General features: G+C 62.2%; 15 protein-coding genes and 1 pseudogene. All 16 read left to right on the top strand.

Annotated elements, in window-relative coordinates; genetic code table 11:
- Positions 1–395 precede the first annotated feature (395 nt).
- The 16 genes and pseudogenes from recF to M2299_RS13550 all read left to right on the top strand — a co-directional run bounded on the left by recF (position 396) and on the right by M2299_RS13550 (position 18,035).
- On the top strand, positions 396–1,490 hold the full coding sequence (gene recF / locus M2299_RS13625; protein ID WP_280884536.1) for a DNA replication/repair protein RecF: 1,095 nt from the start codon (positions 396–398) through the stop codon (positions 1,488–1,490).
- Between the two features lie 112 nt (positions 1,491–1,602).
- Entirely contained in the window at positions 1,603–4,062 is a 2,460-nt protein-coding gene (gene gyrB, locus M2299_RS13620; RefSeq protein WP_280884535.1) for a DNA topoisomerase (ATP-hydrolyzing) subunit B, read from the top strand.
- A gap of 67 nt (positions 4,063–4,129) precedes the next feature.
- Positions 4,130–4,960 carry a CPBP family intramembrane glutamic endopeptidase gene (locus M2299_RS13615; protein WP_025875556.1) on the top strand — a complete coding sequence of 277 codons (831 nt, stop codon included), beginning with the start codon at positions 4,130–4,132 and terminating at the stop codon, positions 4,958–4,960.
- A gap of 71 nt (positions 4,961–5,031) precedes the next feature.
- The gene (locus M2299_RS13610) at positions 5,032–5,838 is read left to right on the top strand and encodes a M48 family metallopeptidase (protein ID WP_025875555.1); all 807 of its coding nucleotides are present in this window, start codon (positions 5,032–5,034) and stop codon (positions 5,836–5,838) included.
- Between the two features lie 131 nt (positions 5,839–5,969).
- Positions 5,970–7,157, top strand: coding sequence for a tetratricopeptide repeat protein (locus M2299_RS13605; RefSeq protein ID WP_025875554.1), 1,188 nt, complete (start codon positions 5,970–5,972; stop codon positions 7,155–7,157).
- A 254-nt stretch (positions 7,158–7,411) separates the two neighbouring features.
- A complete protein-coding gene (locus M2299_RS13600) occupies positions 7,412–7,969 on the top strand; it encodes an energy transducer TonB (protein WP_025875553.1) in 558 nt (185 codons plus the stop codon).
- A 94-nt stretch (positions 7,970–8,063) separates the two neighbouring features.
- A complete protein-coding gene (exbB, locus tag M2299_RS13595) occupies positions 8,064–8,825 on the top strand; it encodes a TonB-system energizer ExbB (protein ID WP_025875552.1) in 762 nt (253 codons plus the stop codon).
- Positions 8,826–8,881: 56 nt separating this feature from the next.
- Positions 8,882–9,307 (top strand): biopolymer transporter ExbD, encoded by a 426-nt coding sequence (locus M2299_RS13590; RefSeq protein WP_025875550.1) that lies wholly within the window; start codon positions 8,882–8,884, stop codon positions 9,305–9,307.
- Between the two features lie 3 nt (positions 9,308–9,310).
- Positions 9,311–9,724 carry a biopolymer transporter ExbD gene (locus M2299_RS13585; protein ID WP_025875547.1) on the top strand — a complete coding sequence of 138 codons (414 nt, stop codon included), beginning with the start codon at positions 9,311–9,313 and terminating at the stop codon, positions 9,722–9,724.
- A 149-nt stretch (positions 9,725–9,873) separates the two neighbouring features.
- Complete coding sequence (gene cls / locus M2299_RS13580; protein WP_099786345.1) at positions 9,874–11,334, top strand: cardiolipin synthase; 1,461 nt, start codon at positions 9,874–9,876, stop codon at positions 11,332–11,334.
- A 40-nt stretch (positions 11,335–11,374) separates the two neighbouring features.
- Positions 11,375–11,635: a hypothetical protein gene (locus M2299_RS13575; protein WP_099786344.1), complete on the top strand. Its 261-nt coding sequence runs from the start codon at positions 11,375–11,377 to the stop codon at positions 11,633–11,635.
- 9 nt (positions 11,636–11,644) lie between these two features.
- The gene (locus M2299_RS13570) at positions 11,645–12,388 is read left to right on the top strand and encodes a pyridoxine 5'-phosphate synthase (RefSeq protein ID WP_099844509.1); all 744 of its coding nucleotides are present in this window, start codon (positions 11,645–11,647) and stop codon (positions 12,386–12,388) included.
- 302 nt (positions 12,389–12,690) lie between these two features.
- Positions 12,691–12,948 (top strand): annotated as a pseudogene (locus M2299_RS13565) (hypothetical protein); the annotation flags it as partial.
- Between the two features lie 320 nt (positions 12,949–13,268).
- A complete protein-coding gene (locus M2299_RS13560) occupies positions 13,269–14,360 on the top strand; it encodes a PA0069 family radical SAM protein (protein WP_280884534.1) in 1,092 nt (363 codons plus the stop codon).
- A gap of 749 nt (positions 14,361–15,109) precedes the next feature.
- Positions 15,110–15,454, top strand: coding sequence for a hypothetical protein (locus M2299_RS13555; RefSeq protein ID WP_280884533.1), 345 nt, complete (start codon positions 15,110–15,112; stop codon positions 15,452–15,454).
- A gap of 205 nt (positions 15,455–15,659) precedes the next feature.
- Positions 15,660–18,035, top strand: a complete 2,376-nt coding sequence (locus tag M2299_RS13550) for a hypothetical protein (RefSeq protein ID WP_280884532.1) — start codon at positions 15,660–15,662, stop codon at positions 18,033–18,035.
- The last annotated feature ends 71 nt before the right edge of the window (positions 18,036–18,106 follow it).

Genomic DNA, 18,106 nt, shown 5'->3' with positions numbered 1-18,106 from the left:
AGACCTGTTGTGGATGGCGTGGAACTGCCGCTTTGAATTTCTTGAAATCTGTGGAACCTCGCAGGGGCGTTGGTGGCAGATTTCAAGAAATCTGGGGAGCACTGACTGCAATCTCGGTGTGGAGTCAGGCCATGAGCCGGGAAAACCGTCTTCGGAATGGCGAAATCTGGACGCCTTGAGCCTTGGCTTCCTGCCGGATTTGAACGATTTCGGCCACTGTCTCCGGCCGCCTGCATGCCGGCAGGCCTCCGCCACGTGGAACCCGTGTTCTCCAAGGCTGCAACGCCCCGCTGATGTCGGTCCACATCCATCCACGATGGCTGGCTTGACCAATGCAGTAAGCTGGGTGATTCCCCGCCCCTCTACCGCCATGTGCGGATGGTCTGTCGCATCCCATGCAGATTCGTCGTCTTGCCCTCCACCACTTGCGTCGTTTCGATGCGGTGGAGCTGTCGCCCCAGCCAGGGGTGAATCTGCTGACCGGTGACAACGGCGCTGGCAAGACCAGCGTCCTGGAAGCGTTGCATCTGATGGCCTATGGGCGGAGTTTCCGCGGGCGGGTACGCGATGGCTTGGTGCGTCAGGGCCATGAAGCCCTGGAAGTCTTCGTGGAATGGGACGAGCAACGCGGTGATCTGCCCGTGCAGAGGCGAAAAGCCGGGTTGCGGCATAGCGGGCAGGAGTGGAAGGGGCGGCTGGATGGCGAAGACGTCGCCCAACTCGGAAACCTGTGTGCCGCCCTCGCTGTGGTGACCTTTGAACCGGGCAGTCACGCCTTGGTGAGTGGTGGTGGCGAGCCGCGACGGCGCTTTCTGGATTGGGGTCTGTTCCACGTGGAACCAGACTTCCTTTCCTTGTGGCGGCGCTATTCGCGCGCGTTGAAGCAGCGCAATGCCCTGCTCAAGCAGGGCGGGCCGTCGCGGATGCTCGATACCTGGGATCACGAGCTGGCCGAGGCGGGAGAACCGCTGACCAGTCGTCGGCAGCACTACCTGGAGCGGCTGCAGTCCCGAACCATCGCCCTGGCTGAGGCATTGGCTCCGCAACTCGGAATCGTCGGCCTGAATCTGAGTCCCGGCTGGCGCCGGCACGAGGTTCCGCTGGCAGATGCCCTTCTGTTGGCGCGCGATCGCGACCGTCAGGCGGGTTACACCTCGCTGGGCCCACACCGGGCGGACTGGAGCGTGGCGTTCCAGAGCATCCCGGGGCGCGATGCGCTGTCACGCGGCCAGGCCAAGCTCACCGCCCTCACCTGTCTACTGGCCCAGGCGGAGGATTACGCCGAGCAGCGTGGCGAGTGGCCCGTCATCGCGCTCGACGATCTGGCCTCGGAGCTGGATCGCACACACCAGGCCCGGGTACTGCACCGCCTGTTGGCGGCACCGGCGCAGATATTCATCACTGCAACAGAAACGCCTGCAGCACTGGAGACTCTGAGCAACATCACCCGGTTCCACGTGGAACATGCACAGATCGTGGCTGTGCCATAGTGGGCACGGCAAGGCCGCTCAGCCCCGGCTGGTATAATTCAGGCTGCTATCCCTTCATTCTCGACACATCGCTCAAAGCGGTGTCCGACCTGCGGAGCCTACGGCAAGCGCAATGACCGACGAACAGAACACCCCGGCAAACAACGGCAACTACGACGCCAACAGCATTACGGCCCTGGAAGGCCTGGAGGCTGTCCGCAAGCGCCCAGGTATGTACATCGGCGACGTCCATGACGGCACCGGCCTGCATCACATGGTGTTCGAGGTCGTCGACAACTCGATCGACGAAGCCCTCGCCGGCCATGCCGACCACGTGTCGGTGACGATCCATGCCGACGGCTCGGTCGGAGTGTCCGACAACGGTCGCGGCATTCCGACGGGCAAGCACGAGCAGATGAGCAAGAAGCTCGATCGCGACGTGTCTGCAGCCGAAGTCGTGATGACGGTCCTGCACGCAGGCGGCAAGTTCGACGACAACAGCTACAAGGTTTCCGGCGGCCTGCATGGCGTGGGCGTCAGCGTGGTCAACGCGCTGTCGCAGAAGCTGGTCCTGGATATCTACCAGGGCGGTTTCCACTACCAGCAGGAATACGCCGACGGCGCAGCACTGCATCCGCTCAGGCAGGTCGGCCCCAGCAGCAAGCGCGGTACCACCCTGCGCTTCTGGCCGTCGGTAAAGGCTTTCCACGACAACGTGGAATTCCACTACGACATCCTGGCCCGTCGCCTGCGCGAACTGTCCTTCCTCAATTCCGGCGTCAAGATCGTGCTGGTGGACGAGCGTGGTGATGGCCGCCGCGACGACTTCCATTACGAGGGCGGCATCCGCAGCTTCGTGGAGCATCTGGCGCAGTTGAAGACGCCGTTGCACCCGAACGTGATCTCGGTAACCGGCGAATCCAACGGCATCACCGTGGAAGTGGCGCTGCAGTGGACCGACTCCTACCAGGAGACGATGTACTGCTTCACCAACAACATTCCGCAGAAAGACGGCGGTACCCACCTGGCCGGCTTCCGTGGCGCGTTGACCCGTGTGCTCAACAACTACATCGAGCAGAACGGCATCGCCAAGCAGGCCAAGATCAACCTGACCGGCGATGACATGCGCGAAGGCATGATCGCGGTGCTGTCGGTGAAGGTGCCGGACCCGAGCTTCTCCAGCCAGACCAAGGAAAAGCTGGTCAGCTCGGATGTGCGTCCGGCCGTGGAAAGTGCGTTCGGCCAGCGCCTGGAAGAGTTCCTGCAGGAAAACCCGAACGAAGCCAAGGCCATCGCCGGCAAGATCGTCGACGCTGCCCGTGCCCGCGAAGCCGCGCGCAAGGCCCGCGACCTGACCCGCCGCAAGGGTGCGCTGGATATCGCCGGCCTGCCGGGCAAGCTGGCCGACTGCCAGGAAAAGGATCCGGCGCTGTCCGAACTGTTCATCGTCGAGGGTGACTCGGCAGGTGGTTCGGCCAAGCAGGGCCGCAACCGCAAGAACCAGGCGGTGCTGCCGCTGCGCGGCAAGATCCTCAACGTGGAACGTGCACGCTTCGACCGCATGCTGGCGTCCGACCAGGTGGGTACGCTGATCACCGCGCTGGGCACCGGCATCGGTCGCGACGAGTACAACCCGGACAAGCTGCGTTACCACAAGATCATCATCATGACCGACGCCGACGTCGACGGCGCGCACATCCGCACCCTGCTGCTGACGTTCTTCTATCGTCAGATGCCGGAGCTGATCGAGCGTGGTTATGTCTATATCGGCCTGCCGCCGTTGTACAAGATCAAGCAGGGCAAGCAGGAGCTGTACCTGAAGGACGATCCGGCGCTGGACAGCTATCTGGCCAGCAGCGCAGTGGAGAACGCGGGACTGGTGCCGGCCAGCGGCGAGCCGCCGATCGATGGCGTGGCGCTGGAAAAGCTGCTGCTTGCCTACGCTGCCGCGCAGGACACGATCAACCGCAATACCCATCGTTACGACCGCAACCTGCTCGAAGCGCTGGTCGACTTCATGCCGTTGGAGCTGGAAAACCTGCGCAACGCAGGTCCCGGCGAAGGCCTGGACGCGCTGGCCAAGCACCTCAACCAAGGCAACCTCGGCAGCGCCCGTTTCACCCTGGAACTGCAGGAACCCAACGAGCAGCGTCCGGCTGCGGTGCTGGTCACGCGCAGCCACATGGGCGAACAGCACATCCAGGTGCTGCCGCTGTCCGCGCTTGAAAGCGGCGAGCTGCGTGGCATCCACCAGGCAGCGCAGCTGCTGCACGGTCTGGTCCGCGAAGGCGCGGTCATCACCCGTGGCGCCAAGTCGATCGAGATCGAATCGTTCGCGCAGGCCCGCAACTGGCTGCTGGACGAAGCCAAGCGCGGCCGTCAGATCCAGCGATTCAAGGGTCTGGGCGAAATGAATCCGGAACAGCTGTGGGACACCACCGTCAATCCCGATACCCGTCGCCTGCTGCAGGTCCGTATCGAAGATGCGGTGGCCGCTGACCAGATCTTCAGCACCCTGATGGGTGATGTGGTCGAACCGCGCCGCGACTTCATCGAAGACAACGCGCTGAAGGTCGCCAACCTGGATATCTGACACAATCGGATGGTGGCCGGCGCGCGGGGAGGCGCGCCGGCTTTTGTCCCTTGATCGCAGGTAATCGATGTCCGCTTCCGCCCCGGTTTCCGCTCCGCCGCCGGTTCCACCGGCTACTGTCACGCCCCGCGCCTCCTCGCCGCTGGCGGGCTTCTTCATCGATCTGGGAATCGCGACAGTCGCCTTGTTCGGTCTGAGTGTCGTCTGCGGGGCGATATGGGGGCTCTACCGCAGCCTGCAGATCAGCGCGGCCAATGCGCAAGGCGCTGCCGCCGGTACTATCGCCTCTGTTGGCCAACCCGGTGCGCTGGGGCAGATCCTGATGGCATTGATCGCCACCGGTGGTGCGGCCCTGCTGGTCTACTTCTGGCGTCGCCCTGCCAATGCCGCTGAGCGCCAGCATTCGCGCCAGGCTCTGCAGCGACCTTCCACTTGGGGTTGGACTCTGCTGGTCGCCTTGCTGATCGTGCTGGGAAGCAACGGCATTGCCTTCCTTGCAAAGCAGATGGGCATCGAGCCGGTTCCCACCAATCTCGAACTGATGCAGAACGCGATTGCGCGTTTCCCTGTATTCCTGGCGCTGTTTGCAATCGTGCTGGCACCCGCCTACGAGGAACTGCTGTTCCGTCGCGTCCTGTTCGGGCGCCTCTGGCAGGCCGGGCGTCCATGGCTTGGCATTGTCCTCAGCAGCCTGGCCTTTGCCCTGGTCCATGAAGTGCCCGGGGTCAGCAAGAACTCCCTGCTCGGTACTGCCCAGCTATGGCTGGTCTATGGCGGCATGGGCGCCGCGTTCTGCTGGCTGTACCGCCGCACCGGCACCTTGTGGGCGGCGATCGCCGCACATGCACTGAACAATGCCGTGGCGCTTGCGGCCCTGGTGTTTTTCGGGGCAACGTAAGGCTCTGTCCGCTTGACGAAAGATTAAGCAGACCCGTTACACACTGGGCTTCTGAACACGGGGGTGGGTCCATGAAACAACTGCTGCTGGCCATCGTCATCACCACTCTGGTCAGCGCCTGCGCGACCACCACTTCACCCACCGGCCGTCGGCAGATGGTGGGCGGTGTGTCGCAGGCGCAGCTGGACCAGCTGGGTGCGCAGGCGTTCGCCGAAACGAAGCAGAAAGAGAAGATCAGCAGCGATGGCCGCCAGAACGGCTACGTGCAATGCGTGGTCAACGCGCTCGTCGCACAACTGCCGCCTCAGTACCGTGGCGTACGGTGGGAAACGGCGGTGTTCGTCGACAAGGAACCAAACGCCTTCGCCCTGCCCGGCGGCAAGGTCGGGGTCAACACCGGCATCTTCAGCGTTGCCAAGAACCAGGATCAGCTGGCAGCGGTGATCGGCCATGAAATCGGCCACGTGATCGCCCGCCACCACGAAGAACGCATCACCCGGCAGATGGGCGCGCAGACCGGATTGGCGGTGCTGGGGGCGCTGGCCGGCGCCTATGGCGGCGAAGGCGCAGCCAGTACGGTCAACCAGCTGGGCGGGATGGGGGCGCAGACCGCGTTCCTGTTGCCCGGCTCACGCACCCAGGAGAGCGAGGCTGACGTGATCGGTCAGCGGTTGATGGCCGAGGCCGGATTCAACCCCGCCCAGGCCGTCGATCTGTGGCAGAACATGATGGCCGCCAGTGGCGGTCGCAGCCCGCAATGGTTGTCGACCCATCCCGATCCAGCCAATCGGATCAGGGAGTTGCAGCGTGATGTGCCGGCGCTCGGCCCCGTCTACCAGCAGGCGCAGGCGGCCGGACGCCGGCCAAAGTGTGGCTGAGTGCGCAGATTCATGCTGTATTGCAGCACATAAAACGATTTCTCACGCCATCTGTTTCTGATACGTTTGGCGGCTCAGATTTTTCTGACAGTCCGACTTTGCCGCTACCGGCGGTTCGATCGAGGTGAACGATGATTTTCCGTAACCACAAAGCTGTGCTTTCCGTCCTCATCGCCACTGCCCTGACCGGCGCCGTGGTCACCGACGCGTTCGCGCAGTCCTCGCGTTCGTCCGAGCGTGGCAACCGTGGCGGCAAGCAGGCCAAGGCCGAAGTGCTGTTCCCGAACGCGACCCGCCAGGAACCGGCAGCGAAGTCGTCGGCCAAGCTGGGCAGCAAGCTGCAGAAGATGATTGACAGCTACAACAAGGAAAAGTTCCCGGAGACCCGCACGCTGGCCGACGAGATCCTGGCCACCGACGGCGCCAACGAGTACGACAAGTCGCTGGCCGCGCAGCTGGCATCGCAGGCCGCCTACCAGACCGACGACACCGCAGCCGCCATCGCCTACCTCAAGCAGGTGCTGCAGTTCAACGGCCTCGACAACAACGGCCACTTCCAGTCGATGCTGATGCTGGGCCAGCTGCAGATCCAGGAAGACCAGACCGCTGAAGGCCTGGCGACCCTGGACAAGTACTTCGCCGAGAGCAAGTCGACCAAGCCGGAAGAGCTGATCATCAAGGGCCAGGCGCTGTACCAGCTGGAGCGCTACCAGGAAGCGATCCCGGTGCTGAAGCAGGCCATTGCCGGCGCGGCCGAGCCGAAGGACAACTGGAACCAGCTGCTGATGGCCGCACTGTCCGAAGCCGGCCAGACCGGTGAGGCCGTGCAGGCCGCCGAGGCACTGGCGGCCAAGAACCCGAACGACAAGAAAGCGCAGCTGAACCTGGCCAACATGTACATGCAGGCCGATCAGATGCCGAAGGCCGCCGCGGTGATGGACAAGCTGCGCAGCAGCGGCCAGCTCACCGAAGAGCGCGAGTACAAGCAGCTGTACTCGATCTATGCCAACACCGAGAACAAGGAAAAGGACGTCATCGCGGTCATCAATGAGGGGTTGCAGAAGGGCATCCTGAAGCCGGATTACCAGGTCTACCTGGCACTGGCCCAGTCCTACTACTACTCCGACCAGGTGCCGCAGGCGATCGACGCGTGGCAGAAGGCCGCCCCGCTCTCCAAGGACGGTGAGACCTACCTGAATCTGGCACGTGTTTTGCACAGTGAAGGTCGTGTCCCGGAGGCCAAGCAGGCCGCCCAGCAGGCGCTGGCGAAGGGCGTGAAGAACCAGGCGGATGCCAAGAAAATCATCAACCTGAAGTAAGTAGGAATAACGCCTGAACGCCTGCCCAGTTGATGCGCAAGCGCTCAGGATTGGTATAAGCTTGGAGGTTCCTGCGGTGTCATGCACCGCTGATCAGGGATCCCGCCCCCGGGATTCCGGCCCCACTATTGAGCTCTTGGCGCATGACGGAACAACTAGTCGTTCACCGGTACGAACAACCCGATGACAAGGGGCTGAGCTGGCCTCGCATCGTCGGTATCGCGTTTGTAATCGCCCTGCATCTGGCCGCCTTCATGATGCTCCTGATTCCTGCCGTGGCTCCCAAGGCCGTGGCGGAGAAGGAGCGCAACGTCATGGTGACCATCGTCGACGCACCGCCGCCGCCGCCACCGCCGCCGCCGCCGCCGCCGCCGCAGGACACCCCGCCGCCGCCGGTGAAGAATCTGTCGCCGCCGAAGCCGTCGCCCGTCCCGCCGCCGCCGCAGGCGCCGGTCGTCGACGTGCCGGAACCGCGCCCGAACGATATCGTCACCCCGCCGTCGCCGCCGTCGCCGCCGGCACCGCCGACCTCGATCGAGGCCAGCGTGGACATCTCGTCGAAGGCCATGAATCCGCCGCGCTATCCGCCGGCCGCCTTCCGCGCTGGTATCCAGGGCGAAGTGATCCTGATCATTGATGTCGATGCCAGCGGCAACGTCACCAATGTCACGGTGGAAAAGTCCAGCCGTAACCGCGATCTGGACCGTGCTGCGATGGAAGCTGCCCGCAAGTGGCGTTTCAACGCCGCCGAAGCTGGCGGTAAGAAGGCTGCTGGCCGCGTCCGCGTCCCGGTCAACTTTGCGCTGAACTGATGCGCCCGGGTGGCCGCCTGGCCACCCTCGCCTCCAGTTCGATTGTTTAGCTTAGCTACACCCTTTATCACCACACACAACAAAGGTAAGCGTCATGCTGCAGGAAATTTTCATCGCCGCTGCTGCCGGGGGCAATCCGTCCAACGCCCTGTCGCAGATGGGCTTCGAGCATCTGATCCACGAAATGACCACCAAGCCGGGTGATTTCGCGGTTTCCTGGGTCGTGCTGCTGACCCTGGTCGTCATGTCCGCCATGTCCTGGTACTGGACCGTCATCAACATCTTCCGTGCTACCCGCCTGAAGAGCGCCGCTGATCGCGTCGTCAGCCTGTTCTGGGATACCCCGAACGCGCAGGACGCCATCCGTGCAATGGAAGAGCAGCCGGCTTCGGAGCCGTTCTCGAAGATCGCACTGGACGCTGCACAGGCTGCTGCGCACCACCAGCGTGCTGAAGGCGGCGCTGTCGGCGGCGTGGGTGAGAACCTGAGCCGTTCGGAGTTCGTCGACCGCGCTCTGCGCCAGGCCGTGACCCGCGAAAGCAACAAGCTGCAGTCGGGCATGACCCTGCTGGCCACCGTCGGTGCAACCGCTCCGTTCGTCGGTCTGCTGGGTACCGTGTGGGGCATCTACGGCGCGCTGATCAAGATCGGTGCCACCGGCTCCGCTTCGATCGACGCCGTTGCCGGCCCGGTGGGTGAAGCACTGATCATGACCGCCATCGGTCTGTTCGTCGCGATCCCGGCCGTGTTCGCCTTCAACTTCTTCAGCAAGATCAACAGCGCGACCATCAGCAAGTTCGATACCTTCGCGCACGACCTGCACGACTTCTTCGCCACCGGTTCGCGCGTCCGCTAATTGCGACGCGCTGTACCCGCGAGAACGTAGTCACCAAGATCTAGACGGAGCCCGTTATGGCTTTCAGTAGTGGTAACAGCGGCGGCCCCATGGCCGACATCAACGTTACGCCCCTCGTGGACGTGATGCTGGTGCTGCTGATCATCTTCATCATCACGGCGCCGCTGATGTCCCACAAGGTCAAGGTGGATCTGCCGGAGGCCAATCTGGTCCAGAAGCCGGACGACACCAACGACCGCAAGGGTCCCATCACCCTGGCAGTCAAGGAAGACGGTTCGATCTACTGGAACGACGAAGAGATCGACAAGCAGACCCTCGAGTCGCGCTTGGCGACCGCCGCCCAGCAGACCCCGCAGCCGCCGTTGAACCTGCGTGGTGACCGCACCACCAAGATGCGTGTCATCAACGAGATGACCAAGGTCGCGCAGGAACAGGGCATGCTGGACGTCGGCTTCGTGGCGACCAAAGAGAAGGGGCAATAAGCCATGGCATTCAGTAGTGGTGGTGGCAAAGGCCCCATGGCAGACATCAACGTCACGCCCCTCGTGGACGTGATGCTGGTGCTGCTGATCATCTTCATCGTGACCGCGCCGATCATGACGTACCCGATCGCCGTGGACCTGCCGCAGCGCGTGCTCAACCCACCGCCGCAGCTGGTCGAACCGCCGCCGCCGATCGAGCTGAAGATCGACGCCAGCAACCAGGTCTCGTGGAACAACAGCCCGATCGGTACGCATGAACTGCAGCAGCGGATGGAGCAGGAGGTCCAGCGTGACCCGACCAACCAGCCGGAACTGCGGATCGATGCCAGCCCGGATTCGGAGTACGACGTGATGGCCAAGGTTCTGGCCGCCGCGAAGAATGCTCAGATGAAGAAGATCGGCTTCGTGCAGCAGTAAATCGCTACACCGCAATACATCAGTCATGACGCGACTGCAGACGCCCCTGGAAACAGGGGCGTCTTTTTTTGTGCGTGCAGGCGTCTTCCCGGCAACGCCGTTGGCAATGAATGCCTCTGGCCGGTGCCTGTCCCCGCTATGATCGGCGGATGCTCGCCCTCTTCGATTCCGTGCGCCATTGGCTTGATGGCATCGCCCACCTGGGAACGATCCTGGCGGTGGCCTATCTGCTGTATCTGCTGGCGTTGACGGGCTGGATCATGCTGCAGAAGCGCGAGCCGGTGGCCACGCTGAGCTGGATCCTGTCGCTGGCGCTGCTGCCCTACCTCGGCCTCTTCATCTATTACCTGCTGGGCCCACAGAAGGTGAAGCGGCAACGGCTGCGGCGCGGTCGCGCGCGCTCGGGCATGGAGCACTACAGCGATGTCTGCCCGCCCGATGCCGACTGCACCGAACTGGCCAAGATCGCGCAGGCGACCACCGGGCTGGCGCCAAGCACAGCCACCGAAGTGACCTGGCTGGTCGACGGCGCGGCCACCTACACCGCGCTGCTGGAAGCGGTGGCACAGGCGCAGGACCATGTGCACCTGGAGTACTACATCTTCAATCCCGACCACGCCGGCACCGCGTTGCGGGATGCGTTGGTGGAACGGGCCAGCGCCGGCGTACAGGTGCGGCTGCTGCTGGATGCGGTAGGTTCTTCGGCCGTGCGCCAGCGCTTCCTGCAGCCGCTGTTGAACGCCGGCGCTGAGGTGATCTGGTTCCATCCTCGGCAACTGTTGAAACCATTCAAGCGACCCTGGTTGAACCTGCGTACGCACCGCAAGCTGGTGATCGTAGATGGCCGGCTGGCATTCACCGGCGGCATCAACATCACCGACGACGAAGACGAAAGCCGCAACCCGGATGCTTACCGCGATCTGCACATGCGCCTGCGCGGGCACGTGGTGCGCAGCCTGCAGCTGGTGTTCGCCGAGGACTGGCTGTACGCCAGCGGCCAGGACCACTCGCGGTTCGATATCGCCCGGCTGTGGCCCAGCGACATGCCCCTGCGCGGCGACGGCGCGATCAACGCGCAGGTGCTGGTGTCCGGCCCGGATTCGGGATGGGAGACCATCCATCGCCTGCACGTGGCCGCCATCCAGGAAGCACGTGAGCGGGTCTGGCTGGTCACCCCCTACTTCGTACCCGGCGAAGCGGCGCGGATGGCGCTGACCTCGGCCGCACTCGGTGGCCTGGACGTGCGCCTGCTGGTGCCGAAGATGAGCGACTCCTGGTTCGTGACCCAGGCCGCGCGCTCCTATTTCGACGAGCTGCTGCATGCGGGAGTGAAGATCTACGAGTACGGTCCACGCATGCTGCATACCAAGGCGTTCATCGCCGACGACGATGTCTGCATCGTCGGCAGCGCCAACTTTGATCACCGCAGCTTCCGCCTGAATTTCGAGCTGTCGATGATGATCAGCGACCGTGGCCGGGTGGCGGAACTGTCTACGTTGCTGCAGTCCGAATTCGAGCGTGCCACCCGCGTGCACGACCAGGCAGGACGCTCGCTGTGGCTGCACCGGTTGCCCGAAGCCTTCGCGCGATTGGCCTCGCCGCTGCTGTGAGGCAGCGCTACACTGCGGCGGTGGCCCGGGGAGACTGACAATGTACTGGCTGTACCTGCTGCTGGCGCTGGGCTGCTTCGCCTTTGCGCTGAAAACACCGAACATGGGCCTGATGTCGCTGGCCCTGCTGGGTACCCTCGCCTTCCTGCTGGCATGGGTGCGCGGGAGATACGCCGCACGCTTCGGCGACCTTCAGCGTGATCCGGCGACACTGGTGGACAGCGATGAACTCAGGCGTCTGCGCGAGCAGGCCAAGGTTGCTGCGGCCGACGGCAGCGACCCTCCCTCTTACTCCCCGTAGTCCCGTTCCATGACCCAGCTCAGCGTCAACGTCAACAAGATCGCCGTCCTGCGCAATTCGCGTGGCGGTACCGAACCGGACGTGGTGCGTGCCGCCCAGGCCTGCCTGGATGCCGGCGCGCATGGCATTACCGTGCACCCGCGGCCCGACCGCCGGCACATCACCGCCGAGGACGTGCTGGCGCTGTCGGCGCTGACCCGTGCCCGTGGTGTGGAGTTCAACATCGAAGGCAACCCGTTCGCGCCGCCGCGTGAGGGCTACCCCGGGTTGCTGCCGCTGTGCGCGCAGACGCGCCCGGCGCAGGCCACGCTGGTTCCCGATGGCGATGGCCAGATCACCTCCGACCATGGCTTCGACTTCGAACGCGACGCGCAGCGGTTGCGCCCGCTGGTGGCCGAGCTGAAAGCGATGGGATGCCGGGTGAGCCTGTTCGTGGATGCCGGCAACCCGCTGCTGGAGCAGGCGGCCGATGTCGGCGCCGACCGCGTCGAGCTGTACACCGGCCCGTATGCCGAGGCCCATGCCGCCGGCGACGCCCGCGCCATGCTGGAACTGTTCGCCACGGCCGCGCGCCGTGCACAGGCCGTCGGCCTCGGTGTGAATGCCGGGCACGATCTGTCGCAGGACAACCTGCGTGACTTCCTGGCCGCCGTGCCGGAGGTGCTGGAGGTGTCGATCGGCCACGCGCTGATCGGCGAGGCGCTGTACGACGGCCTGGATGCCACGGTGAAGGGCTACCTGGCACTGCTGTAGCAGTGCATGGGACTTCCCCGCCAGGTTGAAGCCCGAAGACGTGCGGCAGGTCCCCGTGTTCCGGCCTGGCAAGCGCCCCTGTAGCCGATCTTCCCATCGCAGCTGCTGAGACACCCGTGGCCCATGCTGGCCTGCCGCGGCGATGGTGCGTGCCCGGTCCCAAGCCATGCAACCCTGTGGACAAGTCTGGGGTCAAGGTGCGCTCCCAAGTGCCTGCGCGCCTACAGCTACGTGAATCCTGGCCGCTTGCGCTGCCTGTGGTTAGCAATAATACTAATAGCCCGTAACGGCCGGAGGGCAACATGCAGCACCCCCCTCGCAACGCCCAGGCCGCCATCAAGGGCCGGGGTTCCACGTCCCATCTTGCGGGGCGTTTTGAAAGCACCGTCAGCGAAGCGGTGGACGACGGCTGGGCAGTGGACGACAGCGAGGAGTTCCTCGCCCCGCGCCTGCGCACCGAAGTACGCGCGGAGACCGCTCGCAGCATCATCAGCCGCAACACCTCCCCGGACGTCGGCTTCAGCCAATCGGTGAATCCGTATCGCGGCTGCGAGCATGGTGCGAACGTGCCGTAAGTGCTCACGGAAATTATTTATATAAAGCAATCACATACGCGAGTTCTGATGAGCACTTTGCACGCGGAATGCAGCCCGCGCCTCTCTGCCAAGGCCAATGGAACGACTCCTAGTTCGTGCCCGTACTTCGAAGAAGCCAACCGAGCCGCTTGGCTCAACGGCGCCTGACATTGAGATGTGGATAACTCTGGGGGCAATGGGGCGTCGAATTCAGCTCAGTCCCTACGGCTACATGAATCCCCGTCAGTTGCACTGCCTGTGGTTAGCAATAATACTAATTGCTCGCTGAAGGGCTTGGGGGAGATATGGAACAAGACGCTCGCAAGGTCCAGGCTCCAATCAAAGGCCGAGGCTCCGCCTCACGCGTACCGAGCAGATTCGACACAACAGCGACAGTCGGAATCGATGATGGTTGGGAATCAGTCTATGAAGATCTTCGCGAGATGCCCTCGCTGAGGACTGAGGTAACTGAAGAGCGGGCGCGGAGTGTGATCAGCCGGAACACTTCACCTGATGTTGGCTTCAGCGCATCGGTCAATCCCTACAGGGGATGTGAACATGGATGTGTCTACTGCTTCGCCAGACCCTCGTACGCCTACCTGAGCCTATCGCCGGGTTTGGACTTTGAGACGAAGCTCTTTGCCAAGACGAATGCCGCAGAGCGATTGCGTAGTGAGCTGAGCCGCCCGAGCTACAAATGTGCAGCAATCGCTCTAGGCATCAACACAGATGGCTACCAGCCTATCGAAAGGAGTTATCAGATTACCCGCCAATGCCTTGAGCTCCTGGCCGAGACGCGCCACCCTGTGAGCTTCGTCACCAAGAGTGCGCTGATCACCCGCGACATCAACCTGCTCGCAGCGATGGCGAAGGATCGTCTGGTCACGGTCTACTTCTCCGTGACCACACTTGATCGAAAGCTGTCAGCCAAGCTCGAGCCCAGGGCAGCGGCACCGCATGCGAGATTGAGGGCAATGGATGCACTGCATAGAGCCGGCGTTCCGGTAGGAGTACTGGTTGCCCCAGTAATTCCCCGCATCACTGACAACGAGCTCGAGGCGATCCTCGAAGCAGCTCATGCCCATGGAGCGCGGGCTGCAGGGTATGTGTTGCTGCGCCTACCCAACGAGATCAAGGAAATCTGGAAAGAATGGCTGGAGCTGCACTATCCGGATCGGGCGGAACATGTGCTGAGCCTGATGCGCCAACTGCATGGTGGGAAGGAATACGACTCTACCTTCGGAACGCGCATGCGTGGTACCGGGCCCTTCGCAGATCTCCTGGCGCAGCGTTTCAAGAAGGCACACCGGCAGCTTGGCTTCACAAAGCTCCCGCCTCTGAACACAGAACTGTTCCAACCTCCTAGGGAGTACTCCCCACAAGGCCAACTCTTCTAACGCCGAAAAGAGCGATCGCTGCAGGCAACTAGGGACGAAACGGTCTCACGCCGTGAGACAGGCTGAGCCTAGCCTTCCAACGACGACGGAGAGCAAACCTATGAACTGGCTGAAGCTACTGCGCTTGTACTTCCCCGCCCTGCTGGCCGCTTTCCTGTCCTTGATCTGCGCGCTCATAGTGTCCTCGCTAAGCGGCAACAGCATGACCAGAGGGTTCTATCAGGCGATGATCTGGCTCCCAGTGGCCGGAATGGTTTACGCCTTCATTCTCGGGGCTTGGACAACCTATCGCTGCAGGCAAGCTGAACTCGGACATGGTCCTATCTGCCCCTACTGTGGCGGCCCCCTTGGTCCCGAGAAACAAGGCCGATACAGCTTGCATCGGACATGTATGGCTTGCGGCAAGCATGCAAATGAGCGCCACTACCACTAACGGTAGGTAGAGGTCAAAGGATCTCGGACATGGTTGCCTACAGGCAAAAAAGTTGAAGCGTTGCATGCTGCAGCACCGAGTCAGCTCCGCAGCGAGCGCACAAGCTGCGCACTGGCCTTGGAGAAAATGCGACGCGAGTCGCACAAATTTCGTTCTGTGAAATCGGTCTAAGAACTGCAGCGCATCCTTCCCTCTGAGCGTAACGCATTGAGTTCCCACAACTAACTGTTCGAAGATTGAGGCTGTCTAAGCGATTTCCGACAAGAATTTTTCCAGCCTTGAACTGGGAACAAGGGTGCGACTATGTTCTCGCGCCATGACGATCTATGACGCTGAAATCCGGCGCGTAAAAGCACCCAAAGCAAACGATCAAAGCGCTGGGAAGCGCACACATTCAAAACGATCCGGAGATGCCGGCATACCGCTACCAGCAGGTTTCAGCTTCCTGGTCAGCCGAAACACGGCAATGGCCATCGAGCCAGCGTTTGAGTTTCTTTGCTATGAAACCCTGACCAGGGAAAAGCGACCGTCTCTTGTCTGTTCCCCTGCATCAGCAAAGGCCTGGGCTGAGGACCTCATAGACTTCCATCACTACCTCGATGCGAGAGGCAGAACGTTCGAGCTGATCGATGAAGAGCTTCTTCAAGGCTATTGGGCTTAATGATGATAAGTAGCGACAAGAAACCCCCAGTCTCCTCCTTCTCATAGATGATGACTGATGCTGGTCCTGCGCTAGCTACCGTTACGTTCTTCTGACCATCCCATAGCTTAAGCACTGGGGCGCTTGTCGGATATTTCCTACAGCACGATGCGGGAAATTCTTATAGCCACGGGGATCGCGATCCGGTGCAAACTCTCAACGGTTCATGAACGAGTCGTTCATCTACTGCCAGGGGACAGGAATGGTTTCCAGAAAATGGTGCGTAGCATCAGCAATTGCATGCCTCGTCTGCGGTACTGCAGGGGCACAGGATCGTGTCGAACCTGAGTCGCAATATGCGAACAAGGTTGGCAAGGCACAGCACACTGGGCAGCTGGATGAAGGTTCGTTCGGTGAAAACGTCTCCCTTTTCAATGGGCAACTCGATTTTTCGATAACGGATATCACCATTCCGGGCAACAACGCTCTGTCTGTAGCGCTCCGTCGCAAGCGGACAATCAGTGAGCGTTACCTCCATCAGGGCGCCAGACCTGGCGACCTGGCCGGCTTCTACGATTGGGATTTGGACGTTCCCTATCTGGAAGGCATCTTCAGTTCCCGCGGCTGGGTGGTTGGGGCGGACGGCGATGCAACCCGCTACCAGCGATGTTCACTACAGAAGAAGCCCTTTATCGGAGAAAGCACCCCCTACCCGGAAGACCTGATCTGGAACGGCTACAACCTGCATCTGCCGGGGGAGAGTGATGCGCAGTTGCTGGTTGCTTCGGCCAACATTCCAATGCCAAGCGATGGGAAAAGCTATCCCTGGGTGACCGTTGGTGACACACGCGTACGTTGTTTACCGCAGACTCAGAACGGCGTTCCTGGCGAGGCTTTTCAGGTCATCACTCCGCAAGGAATCACGTACTCCTTGAATTGGGTAGTCAGCCGCGAGATGCCCCTGTACAGCTACAAGGACAACCCGCTAGCACCCACACGCTATCTGTCGCGCAGCCATGTGTTCTTCATGGCCACCCGTGCCGAGGACCGCTTCGGCAACTGGGTGAACTACGGATACACGGGCGACAAGCTGACTTCTATCAGCAGTAGCGACGGCCGCAGCATCAGCATTACCTATACTGGAGAGCGCATCACCAGTGCGACGGCCAATGGCCGGACTTGGACATACCAGTATCGTGAGCCAGGAGCGCTGGGGTCGCGCCTTGATGGCGGTCTAGCCGCCGTCATTCTGCCGGATGGCTCCCGATGGACCTATTCACCCAATGGAACCTTGCGCCCACCGATCTTCGGCCCCACGCCGGAGGGCTCTGAATGCGATCCCCGCATGCCTGATGTGCTGGGACCCTATATCTACACCGTGACCCACCCGGCCGGGGCGACGGCCACTTATACCCTGAACTATAGGTACTTCTACCGCGCCACTGACATCAGTCCCTGCTCGTCCAGCGAGCGCGCGCCTTATGTGGCGGTTTGGAACCTGCAGCAGCGCTCAGTCACCGGCGCTGGACTATCGGGGATGACCACCACCTACGCTTATGAAGGTACATTCGGGCCGCAGGGCCGCTGGACCACGGTAACGCAGCCCGATGGGTCCACGAACCGGTATCGCTTCGGCGTACGACCGCGCCAAGACGAAGGCCGCTTGCTGGAAAGCCGGACGGTCAGCACAGCGGGAACGACCCTGGAAACGGTGAACTATGAGTACCTCGCTAAGGAGCAGGCGGCCGGGCAGTTCGTACCGCTTGTGGGGCAGTCCCTAAGCGCCATCACCCCCACAGAAGGTCTGGTCGAGCCGCAGCAGCTCGTCACGACCGTTCGCGACGGAACGCAGTACGTGGAGCGAGTGGACCGCTTCGATGTTTTCGCACGCCCGGTGGAAACATTCAGCGGTAGCGATTTGGGTGTCGCAAAGGACAGAATCACCTATCACGACGGCCTGGGAAGCTGGACGTTGGGCCAGAAGGCGGTCGTGGCGGACATCGATTCTGGCGTGGAAAGCTCACGCATAGAGTTCAACGCGCAGTCGCTGCCGTACAAGACCTGGACGTTCGGCAAGCTTACCTCCACGCTTGCCTATGATTCACAGGGCATGCTCAGTCAGAGCATGGATGGCAACGGCAACACCACCCACTTTCAGGACTACTACCGCGGAACTCCACGCACGATCGTCTATGCAGACGGTACCGGCATTACCGCGCTGGTGGACGGTAATGGCTGGGTCTTGAATCGGGCCGACGAGACGGGGGCAGTTACCAGCTTTGGCTACGACCCGATGGGTCGCCTGACCCAGATTAACTATCCCGGCGGCGACAGCGTGGGATGGAATGCCACGACATTCTCACGCCAACGCACCGCTACCACTGAGCGTGGTCTGGCAGCTGGCCACTGGCGGGAGATGGAGGCGACCGGCAATGCACGACGCATCACTTACCGCGATGTGCTGCTCCGCCCTGTGCTGTCCGAAGAATACGATGCGACCAATCGTGGCGGCACGCTTCGACAGGTCATCAATAGCTATGACTATGCCGGCCGGATGACCTTCACGTCCTATCCCGGCCAGTACCGCGTGGGGGAGCCGTGATGAACATGATTCGACAGCTCCTGGATGCCCTGCGATGCCACTGCGCAGCTTCCGCACTGCTGGCGCTCTGC

This window comes from Stenotrophomonas sp. 1278 (assembly GCF_029892765.1).
GTDB classification, from domain to species: Bacteria; Pseudomonadota; Gammaproteobacteria; order Xanthomonadales; family Xanthomonadaceae; genus Stenotrophomonas; species Stenotrophomonas indicatrix.
This window is presented reverse-complemented; position numbering and strand designations above follow the sequence as displayed.

Excerpts from the sequence above, each read along its gene's own strand:
- M2299_RS13585 (WP_025875547.1), top strand. The coding sequence starts at position 9,311 with ATGGCATTCAGTAGTGGTGGTGGCAAAGGCCCCATGGCAGACATCAAC.
- M2299_RS13560 (WP_280884534.1), top strand. The coding sequence starts at position 13,269 with ATGGAACAAGACGCTCGCAAGGTCCAGGCTCCAATCAAAGGCCGAGGC.
- M2299_RS13555 (WP_280884533.1), top strand. The coding sequence starts at position 15,110 with ATGACGATCTATGACGCTGAAATCCGGCGCGTAAAAGCACCCAAAGCA.
- M2299_RS13570 (WP_099844509.1), top strand. The coding sequence starts at position 11,645 with ATGACCCAGCTCAGCGTCAACGTCAACAAGATCGCCGTCCTGCGCAAT.
- recF (WP_280884536.1), top strand. The coding sequence starts at position 396 with ATGCAGATTCGTCGTCTTGCCCTCCACCACTTGCGTCGTTTCGATGCG.
- M2299_RS13550 (WP_280884532.1), top strand. The coding sequence starts at position 15,660 with ATGAACGAGTCGTTCATCTACTGCCAGGGGACAGGAATGGTTTCCAGA.
- exbB (WP_025875552.1), top strand. The coding sequence starts at position 8,064 with ATGCTGCAGGAAATTTTCATCGCCGCTGCTGCCGGGGGCAATCCGTCC.
- M2299_RS13610 (WP_025875555.1), top strand. The coding sequence starts at position 5,032 with ATGAAACAACTGCTGCTGGCCATCGTCATCACCACTCTGGTCAGCGCC.
- M2299_RS13600 (WP_025875553.1), top strand. The coding sequence starts at position 7,412 with ATGATGCTCCTGATTCCTGCCGTGGCTCCCAAGGCCGTGGCGGAGAAG.
- M2299_RS13575 (WP_099786344.1), top strand. The coding sequence starts at position 11,375 with ATGTACTGGCTGTACCTGCTGCTGGCGCTGGGCTGCTTCGCCTTTGCG.
- M2299_RS13590 (WP_025875550.1), top strand. The coding sequence starts at position 8,882 with ATGGCTTTCAGTAGTGGTAACAGCGGCGGCCCCATGGCCGACATCAAC.
- M2299_RS13605 (WP_025875554.1), top strand. The coding sequence starts at position 5,970 with ATGATTTTCCGTAACCACAAAGCTGTGCTTTCCGTCCTCATCGCCACT.
- M2299_RS13615 (WP_025875556.1), top strand. The coding sequence starts at position 4,130 with ATGTCCGCTTCCGCCCCGGTTTCCGCTCCGCCGCCGGTTCCACCGGCT.
- gyrB (WP_280884535.1), top strand. The coding sequence starts at position 1,603 with ATGACCGACGAACAGAACACCCCGGCAAACAACGGCAACTACGACGCC.
- cls (WP_099786345.1), top strand. The coding sequence starts at position 9,874 with ATGCTCGCCCTCTTCGATTCCGTGCGCCATTGGCTTGATGGCATCGCC.